The following is a 19,911-nucleotide window of genomic DNA, read 5'->3' on the forward strand; positions in this document are numbered from 1 at the left end:
GGCGATTTACGGCCTTGTAGTAGTAACGGAATTAACAAACCACTGCTGGATATTGCCAATCGCGGAGTGCGAGGTATCCAGAATCGGCTGCGGCCAGAAGCCCAGCAGTACCAGCAGCACCACCAGCAACAGGATCATAAACAACTCACGCAGCGACATCCCTGGCAGTTCCTGGCTGGCAATCTCGCTTTTCGCCTTACCGAAGTAAGCGCGATGCAGCATTGCCAGCGAATAAACAGACGCAAAGACCAGCCCAAAAGTAGAGATAACGGTAATGACCGGGACGACCTGGAAGCTGCCGAACAGAATCATAAATTCACCGACGAAGTTACCAGTGCCCGGCATCCCAAGCGTTGCCACAGCAAAGAACAGCGACAGTGCTGGCAGCCATTTCATTTTGCTCCACAGACCGCCCATCATGCGCATGTCACGGGTGTGGATACGTTCATAGAGCTGACCGCAGAGAATAAACAGACCCGCCGCCGACAAGCCGTGCGCAATCATCTGAATAACCGCGCCCTGGTAGGCCAACTGGCTGCCGGTATAGATAGCAATCAGCACGAAGCCCATGTGGGAAACCGAGGTGTAGGCGATCAGGCGTTTGATATCAGTCTGGGCAAAGGCCATCCACGCACCGTAGAAGATGCCGATAACACCCAGCCACATCGCGATTGGCGCAAACTCTGCCGACGCGTTCGGGAACAACGGCAGGGAGAAACGCAGCAGACCGTAAGCGGCGGTTTTCAGCAAGATCCCCGCGAGGTCAACGGAACCGGCAGTCGGTGCCTGGGAGTGGGCATCTGGCAACCAACCGTGCAGTGGAACCACCGGCATTTTCACCGCAAAGGCGATGAAGAAGCCCAGCATCAACAGATATTCCACACCGCTGGACATTGGCGTATTCAGCAGCTCTTCATAGTTGAAGGTCCAGACACCAGTCGCATTGTAGTGAACGAAGACCAGCGCCAGGATGGCGATCAACATCACCAGACCACTCGCCTGGGTGTAGATGAAGAATTTGGTTGCCGCCGTGATACGCGTTTTACCGTCAGAAGCTTTATGCCCCCACAGTGCGATCAGGAAGTACATCGGCACCAGCATCATTTCCCAGAAGAAGAAGAACAGGAACATGTCGATGGCAAGGAACACGCCGATAACACCGCCCAGGATCCACATCAGGTTGAGGTGGAAGAAGCCCTGATATTTTTCGATCTCATTCCACGAGCAAAGTACCGCCAGCACGCCGAGCAGACCTGTCAGCACGACCATCAGCAACGACAGACCATCAATGGCGAGGTGAATAGAGATTCCAAAACGCGGGATCCACGGCATGTCGAATTCAGACTGCCACTGCGGAATTCCGGCGGATTGCGTCAGTGAATAACCGCCCTGCAACCACAGTTGCAGCGACAGCGCCAGCGTCAATCCCATGGTGATTAGCGCGATCCAGCGCGGCACCTTTACGCCAAAGCGTTCGGTCTGCCAGCACAGGAAGCCGCCAATAAAGGGAATTAATATTAGCCAGGGTAGTAACATGGCGATCTTTATTCCTTGTAAAAGTCCCGTCAGGACCGGATTTTCAACGAATTCTCACGACAGAAAATTCACTTCGGATTGGGGGGAGTGTCGGATGCGCCGCTGTAGTGGCTTATCCGACCTACGTTCTTATATGCCCGAGGGCAAATCCCACAATCCTTAACTCAACGCAGTACCATCAACAGTGCCAGCACCACGACCGCACCGATGCTCATGGATGCCACATACCAGCGCAGGTAGCCGTTCTCACTGAGCAACAGACCTTTACCCGCAAAGCGCGAGAGGATCGCCGGGATGTTCATCATTGAGTTCAGCGGATCGCGTTTCAGCAACCAGGCGATCCCCAGGAACGGTTTGACGAACACTTTGTCGTACAGCCAGTCAAAGCCCCAGGCGTTGTACCACCAGGTCCCCAGCAGACGACCCGGTGCACTGTTGGCGATAGAAGTCACCAGAGTACGTTTACCCAGCCACAGCCAGGCTGCCAGCAAAATGCCAACAACCGCAACCACGCCAGAGGTAATTTCCAGGGTCAACATACTGCCGTGTGCCAGCTCCGTGGTTTGCGGAAGCACGCCCTGCAGCGGCGGTACAATCAGTGCGCCAACGAAGGTGGAAAGGATCAGCAGCACAATCAGCGGCAGGCTGTGGGTGATCCCTTTCACGGCGTGAGCGTGAATTTGTTCTTTTCCGTGGAAGACGATGAAAATCATACGGAAGGTGTAGAGCGAGGTCATAAACGCACCGACCAGACCAGCCACCATCAGATTGATATGACCATTCGCCATCGCACCCGCGAGGATCTCATCCTTACTGAAGAAGCCCGCAGTGACCAGCGGCAGTGCCGACAGCGCTGCGCCGCCCACCAGGAAGCAGAGATAAACCAGCGGAATAGATTTACGCAGACCGCCCATCTTGAAGATGTTCTGTTCGTGATGACAGGCCAGAATGACAGAACCGGATGCCAGGAACAGCAGCGCTTTAAAGAATGCGTGGGTCATCAAGTGGAAAATCGCCGCATCCCATGCCTGCACGCCAAGCGCGAGGAACATGTAGCCAATCTGACTCATGGTGGAGTAAGCGAGAACACGTTTGATGTCGGTCTGTACCAACGCAGCAAAACCAGCCAGCAGCAAGGTAACCGCCCCGACAATACCCACCAGATGCAGAACTTCCGGGGTCATCAGGAACAGGCCGTGGGTACGGGCGATCAGGTAAACACCTGCGGTTACCATGGTTGCGGCGTGGATCAGCGCAGAGACAGGCGTCGGGCCAGCCATCGCGTCGGCAAGCCATGTCTGCAACGGCAACTGCGCAGATTTACCAACCGCACCACCCAGCAGCATCAGCGTCGCCCACATCAGCATGTTATTGCCGTCTGCAAAGTGCGCCGGTGCCAGTTCCACCATTTCGCGGAAGTTCAGCGTGCCCAGTTCGTTGTAGAGAATGAACAGCGCGAAAGCGAGGAACACGTCACCGACACGGGTCACGACAAACGCTTTCATTGCCGCGGCACCATTCTTCGGATCGGTGTAATAGAAACCGATCAGCAGATAGGAGCACAGGCCCACGCCTTCCCAGCCGAGGTACATCAGCAGCAGGTTGTCGGCCAGAACCAGAACCACCATGCTGGCAATGAACAGGTTGGTGTAAGCGAAGAAGCGAGAGTAGCCCTCTTCACCGCGCATATACCAGGAGGCGTACATGTGGATCAGGAAACCCACACCGGTGACCACTGAGAGCATGGTCAGTGACAGGCCGTCCAGCACCAGGTTGAAACCGATGTTAAAGTCGCCTACCGACATCCACGTCCACAGCGGCTGGCTGTAAGCCTGCTCACCGTTAGCGAAGAAATCGACGCCGATAAAAGCAGTCACCAGCGCAGCCAGGCCCACAGAGCCAACGCCAACGATCGCTGAGACATTTTCAGACCAGCGTCCGCGAGAGAACGCCAGCAGAATGAAGCCAACTAATGGCAAAATAATGGTTAAGGCAAGCATGTTCATCCGCGCATCTCACTTACTGAATCGATGTTCAGGTTCTGGCGACGACGGTGAAGTTGCAGCAGCAGCGCAAGACCGATACTCGCTTCCGCCGCCGCGAGGCTGATGGCAAGAATGTACATCACCTGACCGTCGGTCTGGCCCCAGTAGCTCCCGGCGACCACAAAGGCCAGCGCGGAGGCGTTAATCATGATTTCCAGACCAATCAGCATAAACAGCAGATTGCGACGGATAACCAGACCGGTTAAGCCAAGAACGAACAAGATTGCCGCGAGGATCAGTCCATGTTGTAAGGGGATCATGCGTGCTCCTCCGTTTTTCTTTTCGCGCTGTCGTCTTTGCGATTGCTCAGCACTTCACCCGCACGCTCTTCGCGACCGACGTGGAAGGCCACAACCAGACCGGCCAGCAGCAGCATAGAGGCCAGTTCAACCGCCAGCACGTAAGGCCCGAACAGCGTAATACCCACTGCTTTGGCGCTGATTGGCGTACCATCGATACCCTGATCGTTAACACCGAGAATGGCGTAAACAATCACCACCAGCATGATGGCCGACAAAATTGCCGGACCAATCCACACCTGCGGTTTCAGCCACTGGCGTTCCTGTTCGATTTCCGAACCGCCCAGGTTGAGCATCATCACCACGAACACGAACAGCACCATAATGGCACCCGCGTAGACGATAATTTCCAGCGCACCGGCAAAGTAAGCGCCCAGTGAGAAGAACACCCCGGAAATCGCCAGCAGCGAAATAATCAGGTACAGCAATGCGTGTACCGGATTGGTATGGGTGATCACTCGCAAGGTCGCAAGTATGGCTATCAGGCCACAGATATAAAAAGCGAACTCCATTGCCCCTCTCCTTACGGTAACAGGCTCTTGACGTCGATAGGCTTGGCTTCGTTCTCTGCTTCGCCCTTATCTTTGCCGTCGATTGCCATACCTGCCATCCGGTAGAAGTTATATTCCGGGTATTTGCCCGGACCGGAGATCAGCAGATCCTCTTTCTCGTAAACCAGATCCTGGCGTTTGTATTCCCCCATCTCGAAATCCGGGGTTAACTGAATCGCCGTGGTCGGACAGGCTTCTTCGCACAGACCACAGAAAATGCAGCGTGAGAAGTTGATGCGGAAAAATTCCGGATACCAGCGACCGTCTTTGGTTTCTGCTTTTTGCAGCGAGATACAGCCGACCGGGCAGGCTACTGCGCAGAGGTTACAGGCTACGCAACGCTCTTCGCCGTCCGGATCGCGGGTCAGAACGATACGACCACGATAACGGGGCGGCAGATAGACCGGCTCTTCCGGGTACATTCGCGTTTCGCGCTTGGCGAACGCGTGCAGGCCGATCATCCAGATACTACGAACCTGGGTGCCGAAACCTACTAACAATTCTTTTAAGGTCATGGTCTTAGTGCCCCTTATTGCGCCTGCCAGAGAATGACAGCCGCCGTTACCAGCAAGTTGATCAGCGTCAGCGGCAGGCAGATTTTCCAGCCGAAGGACATTACCTGGTCATAACGCGGACGCGGCAACGACGCACGAATCAAAATGAACATCATCATAAAGAACGCAGTTTTCAGCGCGAACCAGATGAATGGCGGTAACAACGGGCCTTGCCAGCCACCGAAGAACAACGTCACCATCAGTGCGGAGATGGTCACAATCCCGATGTATTCACCCACGAAGAACAGGCCGAATTTCATCCCGGAATATTCAATGTGGTAACCATCCGCCAGTTCCTGCTCGGCTTCCGGCTGGTCAAACGGGTGACGGTGACATACCGCCACGCCCGCGATGGCAAAGGTAATAAAACCAAAGAATTGCGGGATGACGTTCCATACATGCGCCTGGCTGTTAACGATGTCGGTCATGTTGAATGAACCGGCCTGTGCCACCACGCCCATCAGGGAAAGCCCGAGGAACACTTCGTAGCTTAGGGTCTGCGCAGAAGCACGCATCGCACCCAGCAGCGAGTATTTGTTGTTACTTGACCAGCCCGCAAACAGCACTGCGTAAACCGCCAGACCTGCCATCATCAGGAAGAACAAAATCCCGATGTTCAGGTCGGCAACCACCCAACCCGGACTGACTGGCACAATCGCAAAGGCCAGCAGCAACGAGGTAAAGGCGATCATCGGCGCAAGGGTAAAGATGACGCGATCCGAGAATTTCGGGATCCAGTCTTCTTTAAAGAACATTTTGATCATGTCCGCGACCAACTGAAGCGAACCGCCCCAGCCAACACGGTTAGGTCCGTAACGGTTCTGGAACAGCCCCAGCAGACGACGTTCACCAAAGCTCATGAATGCCCCGCAGGTGACAACCACCAGCAAGATCACCACCGCTTTGAGGATGGTCAGCAGGATCTCAATCAGTTCCGGTGATAACCAGGTCATTGTTGTGCCTCCTTGAGATCCTCAAGATGCGCGCCAGCCAGCACCGGAGCAATGCCGGACATGCCCATCGGCAAGCCCACCTGCCCTGCCGTCAGCCCTTCTGCGATTTCAACCGGTAGCGTGACCGTGTTGCCATCGTAACTAAAGGAGACGCGAGTACCCGCATTCACGCCCAACTTCGCGGCATCTGCCGGGTTGAGTTTGATATACGGCTGCGGCATACGGCTCTGGAATACCGGAGCACGCTGTGACAGTTCATCGCTGCCAAACAGATGGTAGTACGGCGCGATACGCCATTTCCCTTCCTGCGGCTGGAAGCGTGCTGGTACGCTGGTGAAGTAATCCAGACCGTTTTCGCTGGCTTCAAACAAACGCACGCCCGGATCGCCAAAGCGCAATTTGCCACCCACTTCGTCCTGGAATTTGTTCCACGCCTGCGGGGAGTTCCAGCCCGGTGCCCAGGCAAACGGCACTTGCGAACGGTGCGCGGTCGGCTGGTTGTTACCTTCCATCGAGAAGGTGAACATGGTGTCGATATCCTGCGGCTGACGCGGTTCATGAACGCTGATATTGGCGCGCATGGCGGTACGACCACTGTAACGGTGCGGCTCACGAGCCAGTTTCTGACCACGAATGCGGAATGTCGCATCCGGCGCGGCATCTTTGATGCCAGCAAGTTCCGGGATCTTCGCCACGACGGCGTCAATCACATGGTCGAGCTGCGTCCAGTCCACCTCTCGACTCAGCAGTGTACTGTGCAGCGAGTGTAACCAGCGCCAGCTTTCCAGCATCACCGTTTTGCTGTCGTAGTAAGACGGATCGTAAACCTGGAAGAAACGTTGAGCACGACCTTCGTTGTTGATCACCGTACCATCGCTTTCAGCAAAGCTGGCAGCGGAAAGCACCAGATGGGCGTTTTCCATAATCGCCGTGCGCTGATGGTCAACCACCATCACCAGCGGCGCTTTTGCCAGCGCGGCGTTCACGCGGGTCGCGGAAGCGTGACGATGTAGATCGTTTTCCAGCACCACCACTGCATCGGCGCGTCCGGTTTCCAGTTCGGTCAGGGCTTCTTCAAGCGAACCGCCGCCCATAATGCCCAGCCCCATACTGTTTACGGAACGGGCAATCATAGTGATACCTACGTCAGCGCCGCGACCTTTCAGGGCTTTCGCTACGTTAGCTGCAGCCTGAATCACTTCTGTGCTACCGGCGTTAGTGCCGGAGATAATCAACGGTTTCTTCGCACCAGCCAGTGCCTGCACGATGACGTCGATTTTGCTTTGCAGCTCCGGCTCGATACCGTCAACCGCTGGTGCGGAGTTGTCCAGCGCGTGAGCGATGGCAAAACCTAAACGTGCCTGATCTTCAACCGGTGCGCGGTAAGTCCACGCCGCGATGTCATCCAGGCGGGTGTCATCAACGTTAGTAACAAACAGCGGGTGCTTGGCACGTTGGCCAATGTTGAGGATTGCCGCAATCTGCCAGTCAGCCACTTTCTGTGCTGCCGCCATTTCACGCGCTTTGCCTTTTACTGCCTGACGAACCGCCAGCGCGACGCGTGCCCCGGTCTGTGTAACATCTTCGCCCAGCACCAGTACTGCATCGTAAGATTCGATTTCACGCAGTGCCGGAGTATAAATGCCGCCTTCACGCAGCACTTTCAGCGCCAGTTGCAGACGTTCCTGCTCACCGTGAGCGATACCGGTGTAGAAGTTTTCTTCGCCAACCAGTTCACGCAGCGCAAAGTTGCTTTCCACGCTGGCACGCGGAGAACCGATGCCGATGACTTTCTTCGACTGACGCAGAATATCTGCCGCACCTTGCATCGCCTGCTCGGCGTTGAGGGTGATGAAATCATCGCCACGACGCTGTACCGGCTGACGTGGACGATCCTTCAGGTTGACGTAGCCGTAGCCGAAACGACCACGGTCGCAGAGGAAGTAATGGTTTACCGTACCGTTGTAACGGTTTTCGATACGACGCAGTTCACCATAACGTTCACCCGGGCTGGTGTTACAACCGATGGAACATTGCTGGCAGATACTCGGCGCAAACTGCATATCCCATTTACGGTTATAACGCTCGGAGTGCGTTTTATCGGTGAATACGCCGGTCGGGCAAATTTCCACCAGGTTACCGGAGAACTCGCTTTCCAGGGTGCCGTCTTCCGGGCGACCGAAGTAAACGTTGTCGTGCGCGCCATAAACGCCCAGATCCGTACCGTCAGCGTAATCTTTGTAGTAACGCACGCAGCGGTAGCAGGCGATGCAGCGGTTCATTTCATGAGAGATGAACGGCCCCAGATCCTGATTGCGGTGGGTACGTTTGGTGAAACGGTAGCGACGGAAGGTATGCCCGGTCATCACGGTCATATCCTGAAGATGGCAGTTACCACCCTCTTCACAGACCGGACAGTCGTGCGGGTGGTTGGTCATTAACCACTCGACCACACTTTCACGGAACTGTTTCGCTTCTTCGTCGTCAATGGAAATAAAGGTGCCATCGGAAGCCGGTGTCATACAGGACATCACCAGGCGACCACGCGTGTCTTCCGCGTTTTGGTATTGCTTCACCGCACACTGGCGGCAAGCACCGACGCTTCCCAGCGCCGGATGCCAGCAAAAGTAAGGAATATCAAGGCCCAGAGACAGACAAGCTTCCAGCAGGTTGTCCGCTCCGTTGACCTCGTATTCTTTGCCGTCTACATGAATTGTAGCCATTAGCATGCTTCCAGTTTTCTCAGTCATAGACTGAGCGTTAATCGAAATTCGGTTACCAGCGCTCTTTCAGCAGGTTCGGCTGAATCCCATTAATCAAATGGGTATTGCTGAACGGCTGTTTGATTCCCGCTTCAAATTCTTCACGGAAATATTTGATGGCGCTCTGTAACGGCTCCACTGCACCTGGTGCGTGGGCACAGAAGGTTTTACCCGGGCCTAAGAATCGACACAGTTGCTCAAGTGTTTCGATATCGCCAGGCTGACCTTCGCCACGCTCCAGTGCACGCAGAATTTTCACACTCCACGGCAGACCATCGCGGCACGGCGTACACCAGCCACAGGATTCACGGGCGAAAAACTCTTCCAGGTTACGTACCAGCGACACCATGTTGATCTCGTGGTCAACGGCCATCGCCAGCGCCGTACCCAGACGGCTACCCGCTTTACCGATACTTTCGAACTCCATCGGCAGGTCAAGGTGCGCTTCTGTCAGGAAGTCAGTGCCCGCGCCGCCTGGCTGCCAGGCTTTGAATTTCAGCCCGTCACGCATACCACCAGCGTAATCTTCAAGGATTTCACGCGCGGTAGTACCGAACGGCAGTTCCCACAGACCCGGATTTTTCACCCGACCAGAGAAGCCCATCAGCTTGGTGCCAGCATCTTTGCTTTTCGAGATGTTCTGATACCACTCCACGCCGTTAGCGAGGATCGCCGGAACGTTACACAGGGTTTCGACGTTGTTAACACAGGTCGGTTTGCCCCATGCGCCTGAGGTTGCCGGGAATGGCGGCTTCGAGCGCGGGTTAGCGCGACGCCCTTCCAGAGAGTTGATTAACGCAGTTTCTTCACCGCAGATGTAGCGTCCTGCCCCGGTATGGACGAACAGTTCGAAATCAAAACCTGTTCCCATAATGTTTTTGCCGAGCAGCCCCGCTTCGGTCGCTTCGGCAATGGCACGACGCAGATTCACTGCCGCTTCGATATATTCGCCACGCAGGAAGATGTAGCCGCGATACGCTTTCAGCGCAAAGGCAGAGATCAACATACCTTCCACCAGCAGGTGCGGCAGTTGCTCCATCAGCAAACGGTCTTTATAGGTGCCCGGTTCCATTTCATCGGCGTTACACAGCAGGTAACGGATGTTCATGGATTCGTCTTTCGGCATCAGGCTCCACTTCAGGCCAGTAGAGAAGCCCGCGCCGCCGCGCCCTTTCAGACCGGAATCTTTGACCTGATTGACGATTTCGTCCGGAGAAAGCCCGGTCAGCGCCTTACGCGCCCCTTCGTAACCGTTTTTACTGCGGTATTCGTCCAGCCACACCGGCTGTTTGTCATCGCGCAGACGCCAGGTCAGCGGATGCGTTTCGGGAGTACGGATAATGTTTTTCATTTATACCGCTCCAGCAGTTCAGGGATCGCTTCCGGGGTCAGATGCGCGTGAGTGTCCTCATCGATCATCATGTTTGGCCCTTTGTCGCAGTTCCCCAGGCAGCAGGTTGGCAGCAGCGTAAAGCGACCGTCAAACGTCGTTTGCCCTGGTTTGATATTCAGTTTTTTCTCCAGCGCCGCCTGAATTCCCTGGTAACCGTTGATGTGACAAACCACGCTGTCACAATAGCGGATCACATGGCGACCCACCGGCTGGCGGAAGATCTGGCTGTAGAACGTTGCCACACCTTCAACATCGCTTGCCGGAATACCCAGAACGTCAGCGATCGCGTGGATCGCGCCGTCCGGCACCCAGCCACGCTGCTTCTGAACGATTTTCAGCGCTTCAATGGACGCCGCACGCGGGTCTTCGTAGTGGTGCATCTCGTGCTCAATCGCTTCACGCTCTGCCGCACTCAGCTCAAAAGCCTCGGTTTGTGGTTGTTGATTCTCGTGCATAATTAGCGGTCCACATCTGACATAACAAAATCGATACTGCCCAGATAAACAATCAGGTCAGACACCAGGCTGCCGCGGATCGCCGCCGGAATTTGCTGCAAATGCGCATAACTCGGGGTGCGGATACGGGTGCGATAACTCATGGTGCTACCGTCACTGGTCAGGTAGTAACTGTTGATCCCTTTGGTCGCCTCAATCATCTGGAAGGACTCATTGGCAGGCATCACCGGCCCCCACGACACTTGCAGGAAGTGGGTGATCAGGGTTTCGATATGTTGCAGCGTGCGCTCTTTCGGCGGCGGCGTAGTCAGCGGGTGATCCGCTTTGAACGGGCCTTCCGGCATGTTGTTGAGGCACTGCTCAAGAATGCGCAGACTCTGGCGCAGCTCTTCCACTTTCAGCATTACGCGGGTGTAGCAGTCAGAAACGCCACCACCGACCGGGATTTCAAAGTCGAAGTTTTCATAGCCAGAATAAGGACGCGCCTTACGCACGTCGAAGTCGATCCCGGTGGCACGCAAGCCAGCACCTGTGGTGCCCCACTCCAGCGCCTCTTTCGCGCCGTAGGCGGCAACGCCTTTGGAACGGCCAATCAGGATGGTGTTACGCAGCGCGGCTTTCTCGTAAGAAGCCAGACGTTTCGGCATCCAGTCAAGGAACTCACGCAGCAAGCGATCCCAGCCTCGCGGCAGGTCATGCGCCACACCGCCAATACGGAACCACGCCGGATGCATACGGAAACCAGTGATTGCTTCCACCAGATCGTAGATTTTCTGACGATCGGTAAAGGCAAAGAACACTGGCGTCATTGCACCGACGTCCTGAATAAAGGTGGAGATATACAGCAGGTGGCTATTGATGCGGAACAATTCGGAAAGCATTACGCGGATTACGTTAACGCGATCCGGCACGGTGATCCCGGCCAGTTTTTCTACCGCCAGCACGTATGGCATTTCGTTAACGCAACCGCCGAGGTATTCGATACGGTCGGTGTACGGTATGTAACTATGCCAGGACTGGCGTTCGCCCATTTTCTCCGCGCCACGGTGGTGATAGCCGATGTCTGGTACGCAGTCGACAATCTCTTCACCATCGAGCTGCAGAACGATACGGAAAGCCCCGTGCGCCGACGGGTGGTTCGGACCGAGGTTGAGGAACATGAAGTCCTCGTTTTCGGTGCCGCGCTTCATCCCCCACTCTTCCGGTTTGAAGGTCAGGGCTTCCATCTCCAGATCCTGTTTGGCTTTGGTCAGCTCAAACGGCGAGAATTCGGTAGCACGCGCCGGGTAATCTTTACGCAGTGGGTGACCTTTCCAGGTTTGCGGCATCATGATGCGACGCAAGTTCGGGTGACCGTCGAAAGTAATGCCAAACAGATCCCAGGTTTCGCGCTCATACCAGTTGGCGTTCGGGAACAGTTTGGTAAAAGTCGGCACATGTAGATCGTTTTCTGCCAGCGCCACCTTTAGCATGATGTCGCGGTTGCGCTCGATCGAAATCAGATGGTAGAAAACGGAAAAATCGGCGGCAGGTAACCCTTCGCGGTGTGTGCGCAAACGCTCGTCCATGCCGTGTAAGTCAAACAGCATGACGTAAGGTTTCGGCAGTTTCTTTAAGAAATCGCCAATTTCCAGTAATTGTTCACGCTTGATCCACACAACGGGAACCCCGGTGCGAGTCGCCTGAACAGTAAAGGCATCCGGCCCAAAACGGTTGCGCAGTTCGCCAATCACCGGATCATCAAGATGATCACGGGTCTGCCAGGCGGGTTCTTGCGCGGTTAAGTCGGTCATATTGTTCACCATTGCATATGGTCCGTGGTGACTGTCGGCGTAGTTAACTTCGCGAAATAGATTTAGGAATAAGCGAAGAAAAATGCCTTTGCCGACAGGCGCAAATTAAATCTCGTCAGGTGTGCGCAGGTTGGTAACGGCAATGCGTTCACCGCGCTTGCGTTCGCGCTCTGATTGCATATTGGCGCGATATACGCCCTGATCGCCAACCACCCAGGAGAGCGGGCGACGTTCTTTGCCGATAGATTCCTGCAATAGCATCAGTGCCTGCATGTACGCTTCAGGACGCGGCGGGCAACCCGGGATATACACATCAACCGGAATGAATTTATCAACACCCTGCACAACGGAATAAATATCGTACATACCGCCGGAGTTCGCACATGCGCCCATGGAGATAACCCACTTCGGCTCCAGCATCTGGTCATAGAGACGCTGAATAACTGGCGCCATTTTGGTAAAACAGGTTCCAGCCACCACCATCAGGTCAGCCTGACGCGGCGAAGCACGCAATACTTCTGCGCCAAAACGCGCCACGTCATGAACCGCGGTAAACGAGGTCACCATCTCAACGTAACAGCAGGAAAGACCGAAGTTATACGGCCAAATTGAGTTTTTACGACCCCAGTTAACCATGTCATTGAGCTTGCCCATAAACACGTTTTTATTAACTTCTTGCTCCAGAGGGTCGGTTACGATCTCCTGCTTTTGCAGGGGGTAACGGTCGTTCTCACCGTTGGGATCTATGCGGGTGAGCGTATAATCCATCTTAATGCCTCGCGGTTAGCGTTGACGATTAGCGATACTGTTCGTTTCCGGGTTCACACGCTCGCGGCGTGAACGCGCGGGCGTCCAGTCCAGCGCGCCAATACGCACCAGATAAACCAGACCTGCCAGTAACACAAAAATAAAAATTGCCGCTTCTACAAAGCCAATCCAGCCGCTTTCGCGAATGGAAGTTGACCATGCGAACAGATACAGCGCTTCAACGTCGAAGATAACGAAGAACATGGCCACCAGATAAAACTTGGCAGACAGGCGTAAGCGGGCGGAGCCGACCGAGTCGATACCTGATTCAAACGGCACGTTTTTTGACCTCGCGCGCGCGCGACCGCCTAAAAACCAACCGCCAATCAACATCAGGCAACACAGGCCAATGGCAACGATAAGAAAGATAGCGAATGCCCAGTGATGAGCGATGACTTCAGTGGATGTTGACATACTCATTGCTTACTCATCAAAAGTAGCGCCAGATTCACTGCTCTTCACGGCAGATGGACGCCACATCGATTCATGGGGAGGAATAAAAAAAACCTTACAATCGCTGTAGAAACTATTTTATACAGCTAATTGATGTGGTCTTTTACTCCTTTCTATAACCTTTTGTCAACTTTAACAAAGGTTTCTTCACATTAATTTACATGATATCAACAACTTTTGCATTTAATGCCTTTAACCCCAGATTGTTGACAACTCCAGGAAAATTAGATGTTGTTGAATCGTGTCCGTTGTGAAGCAATGGAAAAAATACGGACCTATTTTGACAGGAATTGGTGACGATTCCTCCCCCCAAAAGAGAGTATTTTCTTGATCTGTGACACGCTTTTGTTAATCCATAACAAAAACACAGCAATAATTTTACTCGTTTTTTAACATTATTGTAGCAGGAGGTTTTTTTCAGGCGATTTTTTGTTCGTTAGCGTGGGGAATGGCTGGTGATTGAAAAATGAACATTTTTGTTCGTTGTCGGGAACATTCGTAAGGTTTTATTGTAAAAAAAAGCCACTGGCGTTTTATTAATCACCAATGGCGTTTTTTACTGAATTGTTATTGCCTGGAGATTATTCGTAATCCCCTTCAATCAACAGGGAATCGTCCCCTTCCTGAGCAGTCAACGGGTTGTATTGCCACGGGTTGTGATAACTCTCCATGGCCTGGTATATCACCTGCGCCAACTCATTGTCGCAGGACGGATCATAGCACAGCAAATATTCGGTATCTGGTAGTGGTGGTAAACCATCTACCGCACTCAAAACGCGCAGGTCAGGACTCATCATCTCAACCGGTCTTGCCGTCACACCAAGGCCCGCTTTTACTGCAGCACGAACCGCCGGTAGCGTAGAGGCGACATAAGCCAGACGCCAGGGAATATCCGCTTTATTGAGCGTTGCCAGAACCATGTCACGGAACGGACTAGGATCATCCAGCAGCACAAGAGGGATCGGTTCACCTTTTTGCAATACATATTCCGCAGCGCAATACCAGTGTGTTGGAGAAGTACGCAGATTCAACGCCTTAAAGGTATCAGGACGATGAGTGGTAACCATTAAATCCACTTCCTGGGACTTCAGCATTTCTGCCATATAGGCATTGCGCTTAACGCGGACATCCAGCGCAAGTTTCGGATAAACCGAGCTTACGCGATTGAGCAGGAAAGGTAAGATCGTATCAGCAGATTCATCTGAAGCACCGATAGTTAACACGCCCTGAAGATTACTGAACATCAATGATGAGCAAGCCTCATCATTGAAACGCAGGATTTTCCTGGCGTAGCCAAGAAGCTGAATACCATGTTCAGTCAACAGTTTGTTGCGACCATGCCGAGCGAACAGTTCTTTCCCAACGAGTTGTTCCAGACGTTGCATTTGCTGACTAACAGCGGACTGAGTACGACACACAGCGGAAGCTGCGGCAGCAAAAGTGTTCAGATCGGCAACAGCAACAAATGTTCTCAGCAGATCGAGGTCGAGGTTAATTATCGGACGATTTGCACTTATCATATATTATCACTTACTGGCGGCTCATACTGAGCTGGTTAATGCTGTGCACACACAAACAAGCAATTCCATTTGTAATGTGCCTCCCTGGCAGTTTCATCCGGAACCCGGACGAAAGTAAAAATGCATATGAGTTGCACTAAAAAATGTGGCTCACATTGTTCCGTTATAATGCCTGAAGTAGATCACAGAATATATCTTCAGGAATCGCATATCTATTAAGTTACTCACTCTTTTCTATTTATGACATGCGCGAGTTTGTGTAAATGTAAATGTTGGTCCTTGCTCCACTCTCTCGCAACGGTGCGGCTCGAACATGAGCGCGAACAAATAGCGAGAGTAAGCCTGCATCAAAGCAGGTGTTCCGTCATTAAAGCAAGCATTTTACCCTAAAAACCTTTTATTTATAAGGGTCATTGCGAATTATCTGATGCAAAGTTATGTTATGTTAGGCAAAGTAATCTTCTATTATTAATATGCACAACAAAGTCTTTTTGAATATTAAATAATAATTAATTAGCACCACCTGCATACATTAATTCCTCTTAACAATAATTTCCTCCGTCACCACCTATATGCCCCACCGGCGATCACTACTCTGTTAATGTTTCACTTATAACGAAAATATCATGAATGCTTTATGTTCGTGATTTCTTAAACCGAAGAAATTTTACACATTTATCTAACAGGTAAAAAAACCACATCCTGAATTAATACACAGAATAAATCACTACTAAATCTCATTTACTAAGTATATGCATCTTATTATTTAACGATTATTAAGTTATTAACAGCACAATTCCGCTTTCTCTCCTGGCAAAATCTTGTTCTGCAGAACTTCAAAACGCCGCCTCGGGGGAGTACATTGTTCTAAGCTGACTTCCACGGCAGGGAGTGGCGATAACAGCAAAAAAGGTCAAGATTCATGTCACCCATTGAAAAATCCAGCAAATTAGAGAATGTCTGTTATGACATCCGTGGTCCGGTGCTGAAAGAAGCAAAACGCCTGGAAGAAGAAGGTAATAAGGTATTGAAACTGAACATCGGCAACCCAGCCCCGTTCGGTTTTGACGCTCCCGATGAGATTCTGGTTGACGTGATACGCAACCTCCCGACAGCTCAGGGTTATTGCGATTCAAAAGGCCTCTATTCTGCGCGTAAGGCTATCATGCAGCATTACCAGGCACGTGGCATGCGTGATGTTACCGTGGAAGATATTTACATCGGAAATGGTGTATCTGAGCTTATCGTTCAGGCAATGCAAGCATTGCTGAACAGTGGGGATGAGATGTTGGTTCCTGCACCTGATTACCCGCTATGGACAGCGGCAGTTTCGCTCTCAGGCGGTAAAGCGGTGCACTATCTTTGCGATGAATCCTCTGACTGGTTCCCGGATCTCGATGACATTCGCGCCAAAATTACGCCACGCACGCGCGGCATTGTTATTATCAACCCGAACAACCCAACAGGCGCGGTTTATTCCAAAGAGCTATTAATGGAGATTGTGGAGATTGCGCGTCAGCATAACCTCATTATCTTCGCTGATGAAATTTACGATAAAATCCTCTACGACGACGCCGAGCATCACTCGATCGCGCCGTTGGCTCCTGACCTGCTGACCATTACCTTTAACGGGCTGTCGAAAACGTATCGTGTTGCGGGATTCCGCCAGGGCTGGATGGTGCTGAACGGGCCGAAAAAACACGCCAAAGGTTATATCGAAGGTCTGGAAATGCTGGCCTCAATGCGGCTGTGCGCCAACGTTCCCGCGCAACACGCGATACAGACAGCGCTGGGCGGCTATCAGAGCATCAGCGAGTTTATCATGCCGGGCGGGCGTCTTTACGAGCAGCGTAACCGTGCGTGGGAGTTGATTAATGATATTCCTGGCGTTTCCTGCGTAAAACCTCGCGGCGCGCTATACATGTTCCCGAAAATAGACGCCAAACGCTTTAATATTCACGACGACCAGAAAATGGTGCTGGATTTCCTGTTGCAGGAAAAAGTTCTGCTGGTACAGGGAACCGCATTTAACTGGCCGTGGCCGGATCACTTCCGCATTGTCACGCTGCCGCGTGTTGATGATATCGAACTGTCCTTGAGCAAGTTCGCTCGTTTCCTTTCTGGTTATCATCAGTTGTAATCTTAAATTCACTGCCGGAGATTGCATCCGGCAGTGTTATCCCCCCACAATGACCTCATGATGCCATCACTCGTAAGGTCGCTATGAAACAGAGCCATTTTTTTGCCCACCTCTCCCGCCTGAAGCTCATTAACCGCTGGCCGTTGATGCGTAACGTGCGGACTGAAAATGTGTCCGAACACAGTTTGCAGGTAGCGATGGTCGCCCATGCGCTGGCAGCCATCAAGAATCGCAAATTTGGCGGCCAGGTTAATGAAGAACGTATCGCGTTGCTGGCGATGTACCACGATGCCTCTGAAGTGCTCACTGGTGATCTTCCTACTCCGGTGAAATACTTCAACTCGCAAATCGCCCAGGAATATAAAGCCATTGAGAAAATCGCTCAGCAAAAACTGGTCGATATGGTTCCGGAGGAGTTGCGGGATATTTTTGCACCATTAATCGATGAACATGCGTATAGCGATGAAGAAAAGTCGCTGGTTAAACAGGCAGATGCGCTGTGTGCGTATCTGAAATGCCTGGAGGAACTCGCAGCCGGCAATAATGAGTTCTTACTGGCAAAAACGCGGCTGGAAACGACGCTTGAATCGCGCCGCAGTCAGGAGATGGACTACTTTATGGAAGTGTTTGTTCCCAGCTTCCATCTGTCTCTCGATGAGATTAGCCAGGATTCACCGCTGTAAGCCGACGTAGGCCTGATAAGACGCGCCAGCGTCGCATCAGGCCTACGTCGGTGGCGACATCAGGAGCTCGTCAAAACGGAAACAGCATCGGGATCATCACCACGCAAACCGCCATCACAATAATGGTAAACGGAACCCCCAGCTTCACAAAATCACTGAAGCTGTAATTCCCCGGCCCTAAAACCAATGTGTTAACGGGTGAAGAGACTGGTGTCATAAAGGCAGCGGATGCTGCCATCGCCACAACCATGGCAAAAGGATAAGGCGATACGCCCATAGTTTTGGCAGCAGCCAGCGCAATCGGGGCCATCAACACCGCCGTCGCAGTGTTAGAGATAAACAAGCCTATAACCGCCGACAAGACAAACAAACAGACCAGCATCATATGCGGCCCGTAACCACCGCCAATATCCATTAATCCTTTCACCGCCAGCGCGACGCCACCGGTTTTTTGCAATGCCACAGCAAACGGCATCATCCCAACGATCAAAATAATGCTCGGCCAGTGAATAGACTTATAGGCGCTTTCAGCATCGATACAGCGGAATTTGCCCATCAGCAGGCAGGCAATGATAGCCGCAACTGGATTAGGAATTTCATCGGTCAACATTAACGCCACCATCAACACCAGGCAGAAAATGGCATGGGGTGCCTGACTGTGAGCGGGCGATGCTTCACTCACCTCTTCCGGTAAGTTTAACGCCACAAAGTCGCGGCCTTGTTTTGCCAACATACCGATAAGCTTCCAGTTACCGACCACCAGAATAATGTCACCCAACAGCAGAGGCTCATCCGCCAGCGAACCTTCCAGCGCCACACCGTTGCGTTTCAGCCCCACCACATTTAGTCCGTAGCGGGTACGAAAGCCAATTTCACGCACCGATTTGCCAATAAGCTCTGACTCGGGAATTAATGAAATTTCTGCCATACCGACATCAAGAGCCTGATCGGAAAAATACTCGCCGCGCAAAACCATCGGCTCCAGCAATTGTTCACTACAAAATTGACGGAGATCGACGTCAGCCGCAGACATATCAATAAGCAAAACGTCACGCGCGCGGAATTCAGACACCCCGTTCACGTTCACGATAACGCGACGAAAACGCCGCCAGCGTTCAACACCAATGACGTTTGCGCCATAACGTTCACGCAATTTGAGATCGTCCAGTCGTTGGCCAATCATCGGTGAACCGGGACGAATAGCCAGACGACGCGCACGCCCGGTAAGACGGTATTCACGAATGAGATCGCGGAAGGTGCGACGCGTCCAGCCTTCGCGCTGCGGAGCCTGGGTATCCCCTTTTAGCATAAAGCGCATCACTAGCATGTATAAAATGCCAAGTACCAATACGACCAGGCCGATAGGGGTTACGCTAAAGAAACTGAAACCATGATAGCCTTCACGTAGCAGCTCACTGTTCACCACCAGGTTAGGCGGCGTCGCCACCAGCGTCATCATGCCGCTTATCAGTCCGGCAAAACTCAATGGCATCATCAGGCGCGACGGCGACGTCTGCATACGCATAGCAACACTTAACACAACAGGAATAAAGATAGCGACGACGCCGGTTGAACTCATAAACGCGCCAAGACCGGCAACTGTCAGCATCAGTAAAACCAACATTTTGATTTCACTGCTGCCCGCAACTTTGACCAGCCATGTCCCCATCACGGTTGCAACGCCTGTACGAACTAAACCATCGCCAATAATAAACAGGGCGGCGATCAGCACAACGTTAGGATCGGAAAAGCCGGAAAAGACTTCGGTGATAGTCAGCGTACCGCTTAATGCAAACGCGACAATGACAAACAAAGCGACAGCATCCATACGCACTCTGCCCGTCGCAAATAAGACTATCGCAATCGCCAGCAATGAGAGAACCCAAATCAATTCACCGTTCACAACGTATCCTTGTTAATTGAGGGGGATGGTTTGATTCTGCCACAAAAAAGCCCCGTCGGGACGG

General features: G+C 52.6%; 16 protein-coding genes. 2 read left to right on the top strand and 14 right to left on the bottom strand.

All coding sequences use genetic code 11. The features are described from left to right. Positions 1 to 6: 6 nt before the first annotated feature. From nuoM to lrhA, 13 genes are all read right to left on the bottom strand, one after another. Positions 7 to 1,536, bottom strand: a complete 1,530-nt coding sequence (gene nuoM / locus A31E_RS11140; protein ID WP_001516777.1) for an NADH-quinone oxidoreductase subunit M — start codon at positions 1,534 to 1,536, stop codon at positions 7 to 9. 164 nt (positions 1,537 to 1,700) lie between these two features. Continuing rightward, the gene (gene nuoL / locus A31E_RS11135; RefSeq protein WP_001056648.1) at positions 1,701 to 3,542 is read right to left on the bottom strand and encodes an NADH-quinone oxidoreductase subunit L; all 1,842 of its coding nucleotides are present in this window, start codon (positions 3,540 to 3,542) and stop codon (positions 1,701 to 1,703) included. Then, complete coding sequence (gene nuoK / locus A31E_RS11130) at positions 3,539 to 3,841, bottom strand: NADH-quinone oxidoreductase subunit NuoK (protein WP_000612644.1); 303 nt, start codon at positions 3,839 to 3,841, stop codon at positions 3,539 to 3,541. The genes nuoL and nuoK overlap by 4 nt, the downstream gene beginning before the upstream one ends. After that, positions 3,838 to 4,392, bottom strand: a complete 555-nt coding sequence (gene nuoJ / locus A31E_RS11125; RefSeq protein ID WP_000393511.1) for an NADH-quinone oxidoreductase subunit J — start codon at positions 4,390 to 4,392, stop codon at positions 3,838 to 3,840. Before nuoJ ends, nuoK begins: the two co-directional genes overlap by 4 nt. Before the next feature lie 11 nt (positions 4,393 to 4,403). After that, positions 4,404 to 4,946, bottom strand: a complete 543-nt coding sequence (nuoI, locus tag A31E_RS11120) for an NADH-quinone oxidoreductase subunit NuoI (protein WP_000172749.1) — start codon at positions 4,944 to 4,946, stop codon at positions 4,404 to 4,406. A gap of 14 nt (positions 4,947 to 4,960) precedes the next feature. Next, entirely contained in the window at positions 4,961 to 5,938 is a 978-nt protein-coding gene (gene nuoH / locus A31E_RS11115; RefSeq protein WP_000220077.1) for an NADH-quinone oxidoreductase subunit NuoH, read from the bottom strand. Further along, positions 5,935 to 8,661 carry an NADH-quinone oxidoreductase subunit NuoG gene (gene nuoG, locus A31E_RS11110; RefSeq protein WP_001516779.1) on the bottom strand — a complete coding sequence of 909 codons (2,727 nt, stop codon included), beginning with the start codon at positions 8,659 to 8,661 and terminating at the stop codon, positions 5,935 to 5,937. Before nuoG ends, nuoH begins: the two co-directional genes overlap by 4 nt. 52 nt (positions 8,662 to 8,713) lie before the next feature. Next, the gene (gene nuoF / locus A31E_RS11105) at positions 8,714 to 10,051 is read right to left on the bottom strand and encodes an NADH-quinone oxidoreductase subunit NuoF (protein ID WP_000789507.1); all 1,338 of its coding nucleotides are present in this window, start codon (positions 10,049 to 10,051) and stop codon (positions 8,714 to 8,716) included. Then, entirely contained in the window at positions 10,048 to 10,548 is a 501-nt protein-coding gene (nuoE, locus tag A31E_RS11100) for an NADH-quinone oxidoreductase subunit NuoE (RefSeq protein ID WP_000545042.1), read from the bottom strand. The genes nuoF and nuoE overlap by 4 nt, the downstream gene beginning before the upstream one ends. 2 nt (positions 10,549 to 10,550) lie before the next feature. Next, positions 10,551 to 12,353 (bottom strand): NADH-quinone oxidoreductase subunit C/D, encoded by a 1,803-nt coding sequence (nuoC, locus tag A31E_RS11095; RefSeq protein ID WP_016249005.1) that lies wholly within the window; start codon positions 12,351 to 12,353, stop codon positions 10,551 to 10,553. Positions 12,354 to 12,446: 93 nt separating this feature from the next. Continuing rightward, positions 12,447 to 13,109, bottom strand: coding sequence for an NADH-quinone oxidoreductase subunit NuoB (nuoB, locus tag A31E_RS11090; RefSeq protein ID WP_000386733.1), 663 nt, complete (start codon positions 13,107 to 13,109; stop codon positions 12,447 to 12,449). Between the two features lie 15 nt (positions 13,110 to 13,124). Then, a complete protein-coding gene (nuoA, locus tag A31E_RS11085) occupies positions 13,125 to 13,568 on the bottom strand; it encodes an NADH-quinone oxidoreductase subunit NuoA (RefSeq protein WP_000062991.1) in 444 nt (147 codons plus the stop codon). A gap of 614 nt (positions 13,569 to 14,182) precedes the next feature. Then, a complete protein-coding gene (gene lrhA / locus A31E_RS11080; RefSeq protein WP_001516780.1) occupies positions 14,183 to 15,121 on the bottom strand; it encodes a transcriptional regulator LrhA in 939 nt (312 codons plus the stop codon). 922 nt (positions 15,122 to 16,043) lie between these two features. Here lrhA and alaA point away from each other — a divergent pair. Both alaA and yfbR read left to right on the top strand, forming a co-directional pair. After that, positions 16,044 to 17,261 carry an alanine transaminase AlaA gene (gene alaA / locus A31E_RS11075; protein WP_000074519.1) on the top strand — a complete coding sequence of 406 codons (1,218 nt, stop codon included), beginning with the start codon at positions 16,044 to 16,046 and terminating at the stop codon, positions 17,259 to 17,261. Positions 17,262 to 17,344: 83 nt separating this feature from the next. After that, the gene (gene yfbR / locus A31E_RS11070; protein WP_000813873.1) at positions 17,345 to 17,944 is read left to right on the top strand and encodes a 5'-deoxynucleotidase; all 600 of its coding nucleotides are present in this window, start codon (positions 17,345 to 17,347) and stop codon (positions 17,942 to 17,944) included. A 70-nt stretch (positions 17,945 to 18,014) separates the two neighbouring features. On the opposite strand, the gene A31E_RS11065 is transcribed toward yfbR, so the two are convergent. Beyond that, positions 18,015 to 19,847, bottom strand: coding sequence for an SLC13 family permease (locus A31E_RS11065; RefSeq protein WP_001012850.1), 1,833 nt, complete (start codon positions 19,845 to 19,847; stop codon positions 18,015 to 18,017). Positions 19,848 to 19,911 lie beyond the last annotated feature (64 nt).

This window comes from Escherichia sp. KTE159, assembly GCF_000408805.1.
Taxonomy (GTDB): domain Bacteria; phylum Pseudomonadota; class Gammaproteobacteria; order Enterobacterales; family Enterobacteriaceae; genus Escherichia; species Escherichia marmotae.

What these genes read in the sequence shown, in the direction of transcription:
- nuoB (WP_000386733.1), bottom strand. Translation starts at nt 13,109, where the DNA reads ATGGATTATACGCTCACCCGCATAGATCCCAACGGTGAGAACGACCGT.
- nuoJ (WP_000393511.1), bottom strand. Translation starts at nt 4,392, where the DNA reads ATGGAGTTCGCTTTTTATATCTGTGGCCTGATAGCCATACTTGCGACC.
- nuoH (WP_000220077.1), bottom strand. Translation starts at nt 5,938, where the DNA reads ATGACCTGGTTATCACCGGAACTGATTGAGATCCTGCTGACCATCCTC.
- alaA (WP_000074519.1), top strand. Translation starts at nt 16,044, where the DNA reads ATGTCACCCATTGAAAAATCCAGCAAATTAGAGAATGTCTGTTATGAC.
- nuoF (WP_000789507.1), bottom strand. Translation starts at nt 10,051, where the DNA reads ATGAAAAACATTATCCGTACTCCCGAAACGCATCCGCTGACCTGGCGT.
- nuoK (WP_000612644.1), bottom strand. Translation starts at nt 3,841, where the DNA reads ATGATCCCCTTACAACATGGACTGATCCTCGCGGCAATCTTGTTCGTT.
- nuoC (WP_016249005.1), bottom strand. Translation starts at nt 12,353, where the DNA reads ATGGTGAACAATATGACCGACTTAACCGCGCAAGAACCCGCCTGGCAG.
- nuoL (WP_001056648.1), bottom strand. Translation starts at nt 3,542, where the DNA reads ATGAACATGCTTGCCTTAACCATTATTTTGCCATTAGTTGGCTTCATT.
- nuoM (WP_001516777.1), bottom strand. Translation starts at nt 1,536, where the DNA reads ATGTTACTACCCTGGCTAATATTAATTCCCTTTATTGGCGGCTTCCTG.
- nuoA (WP_000062991.1), bottom strand. Translation starts at nt 13,568, where the DNA reads ATGAGTATGTCAACATCCACTGAAGTCATCGCTCATCACTGGGCATTC.
- yfbR (WP_000813873.1), top strand. Translation starts at nt 17,345, where the DNA reads ATGAAACAGAGCCATTTTTTTGCCCACCTCTCCCGCCTGAAGCTCATT.
- nuoI (WP_000172749.1), bottom strand. Translation starts at nt 4,946, where the DNA reads ATGACCTTAAAAGAATTGTTAGTAGGTTTCGGCACCCAGGTTCGTAGT.
- lrhA (WP_001516780.1), bottom strand. Translation starts at nt 15,121, where the DNA reads ATGATAAGTGCAAATCGTCCGATAATTAACCTCGACCTCGATCTGCTG.
- nuoG (WP_001516779.1), bottom strand. Translation starts at nt 8,661, where the DNA reads ATGGCTACAATTCATGTAGACGGCAAAGAATACGAGGTCAACGGAGCG.
- nuoE (WP_000545042.1), bottom strand. Translation starts at nt 10,548, where the DNA reads ATGCACGAGAATCAACAACCACAAACCGAGGCTTTTGAGCTGAGTGCG.